Below are 1,832 nucleotides of genomic sequence, written 5' to 3'. Positions count from 1 at the left end.
CGCGTCCCCACTGCCCCCGCGCATCGCCCCGCTGGCGTTGGACCTGGGCAACGGGCGCGGCCTGTCCATGGACGCGGAGCGGCTGACGTTCCAGGGCCGCGCCGGAGGCCCGCCGCTCGACGTGGCGTGGTCGCGGGTGCGCCGGCTGGAGTGGCGCACGCGGCCCTACGTGGAGGCGCTGGGACTGCTCGCCTTTTCGCTGCTGGGCCTCTGGGCGTTGGCCCCCGCCATCCGGGGGATGGCCGTGGGGGCTGGAGTCGTGGGCCTGCTGCTCGCTGCCCTGTACCGCCACCATGGCCTCACGGTGGAGGTGGAGGGCGGCGCGCGGTTGCAGTGGCCGCTGGGCATGGCGCTCCGGGGCTCCGCGCGGGAGGCCCGGCTGGAGGCGGCCCGGGTGGCGCTGCTGGAGGCCGGACGCGCGCGCGGCGTGCCGGTGGCCGGCCCCGACGCTTGACGGAGGATCGCGGGCGGGTAGGGTGCGCGCCCATGTGGGCGACCTGGAGTGCGGGGAGTGCGTGCCGGCTGGCCCGGACGGGCGTGGTGGTGGCGGCGGTGCTGGCGTCCGGGTGCGGCTACCGCTTCAGCCCCTGGGGCTCGTCGCTGCCGGAGGGCGCGGGGCAGGTGTGCGCGCCCATCTTCGTCAACGAGACGCCGGAGCCCACGCTGGAGAACCTCTTCACGCGCTACCTGCGCCAGCAGCTCATCCAGGCGGGCCGACTGGCCAGCGCGCCGGACTGCACGGCCACGATTGAAGGGGTGGTGCTCAACGTTGGGGCGTCCCCGACCATCATCGCCAACAACTACCGCGTCTACACGACCGTGCGCCTGCGCCTCGTGAAGGAGGGGCAGCTGCTCGGGGAGACCGTGGTGGCGGGCACGGAGGACTACCTCCAGGGCAGGGGCAACGTCCTGGAAGCCGAAGCCAACCGTCAGGCGGCGTTGGCACGCCTGGCGGAAACGCTCATGCGGGATGGGTACGACCGACTGGCCAGCACCTGGTGAGGACCGGGAAACCCGGTCCTCAGCCCAGGGCGGGGTACGACTAGGCCGACTTCTTCGCGGCGGCCTTGGCCAGCCGGGAGATGCGGCGCGAGGCGGTGCGCTTGTGAAGGACGCCCTTGCTGGCCGCCTTGTTGAGGGTCTTGGAAGCCGCCTTGAGCGCGTCCGTCGTCTTCGTGCCGTCCTTGGAGGCAATGGCCTCGCGGGCGGACTTGACGGCGTCCTTCACCGACGTCCGGACGTTCACGTTCCGGGCACGGCGCTTCAGGGACTGGCGGTGACGCTTCTCTGCAGACTTGGTGTTCGCCAAGGCAATGCTCCAGCGGAAGGCAAGACAAGGAAAAAGAGGGGCCGTCCTTACTTCGACGCCCCCTTTGCGTCAAGGCACGCGTGCAAACGCGATCAGGATTTCCGGTTCCGGAAGGCCTTGAACGGCACTCGCGAGGGGCCTGACGCCGCCCCGCGGGGGAGAATCAAACCGACGGGGGCGTGTATTCCCACGTGAGCCCGGCGGGGTCCTGGAACCGCAGGCCCTCCTCGGAGCCCGAAACGATGCTGTGGGGATGCTGGGCTTGTAGCAGGTCCTTCAACCGGGCAACGGCGGCCGGCGAAGGCGCCTCCAGGGTCAGGGTGACGCCGGACGACGGCGGGGAAGCCCTGGCGCCCGGCGTGAAGACGAGCCCCAGGCCCGCGCCCGTGTAGGCCGCCGTGCCGTCCGGAGCCCCGGTGGGCGTCCAGCCCAGCCAGGAGGCCACCGGGTCCCAGAAGGCCCGCTGGGCCGCCACGTCCGGCACCGGCAGGCGCAGGGTGGCCACGGACGCGCGGGGCAGGTG

4 protein-coding genes are annotated in these 1,832 nt (G+C 72.4%); 2 read left to right on the top strand and 2 right to left on the bottom strand.

The genetic code is table 11. The features are described 5' to 3' along the window. Nucleotides 1–454, top strand: a 454-nt coding sequence (locus D7X74_RS43455) for a hypothetical protein (protein WP_158622376.1), incomplete at its 5' end; no start/stop codon positions are given. Nucleotides 455–486: 32 nt separating this feature from the next. Beyond that, on the top strand, nucleotides 487–1,002 hold the full coding sequence (gene lptE / locus D7X74_RS41685; protein WP_120538443.1) for an LPS assembly lipoprotein LptE: 516 nt from the start codon (nucleotides 487–489) through the stop codon (nucleotides 1,000–1,002). Nucleotides 1,003–1,042: 40 nt separating this feature from the next. On the opposite strand, the gene rpsT is transcribed toward lptE, so the two are convergent. Continuing rightward, entirely contained in the window at nucleotides 1,043–1,309 is a 267-nt protein-coding gene (gene rpsT, locus D7X74_RS41680; protein WP_120538442.1) for a 30S ribosomal protein S20, read from the bottom strand. 163 nt (nucleotides 1,310–1,472) lie between these two features. Beyond that, a partial coding sequence (locus D7X74_RS43450; RefSeq protein ID WP_199742020.1) for a VOC family protein occupies nucleotides 1,473–1,832 on the bottom strand: 360 nt, incomplete at its 5' end.

The organism is Corallococcus sp. CA047B (assembly GCF_003612065.1).
In the GTDB taxonomy this organism is placed as follows: domain Bacteria; phylum Myxococcota; class Myxococcia; order Myxococcales; family Myxococcaceae; genus Corallococcus; species Corallococcus praedator.
The sequence above is the reverse complement of the archived record's forward strand: the minus strand, read 5'-3'. Positions and strand labels throughout refer to the sequence as shown.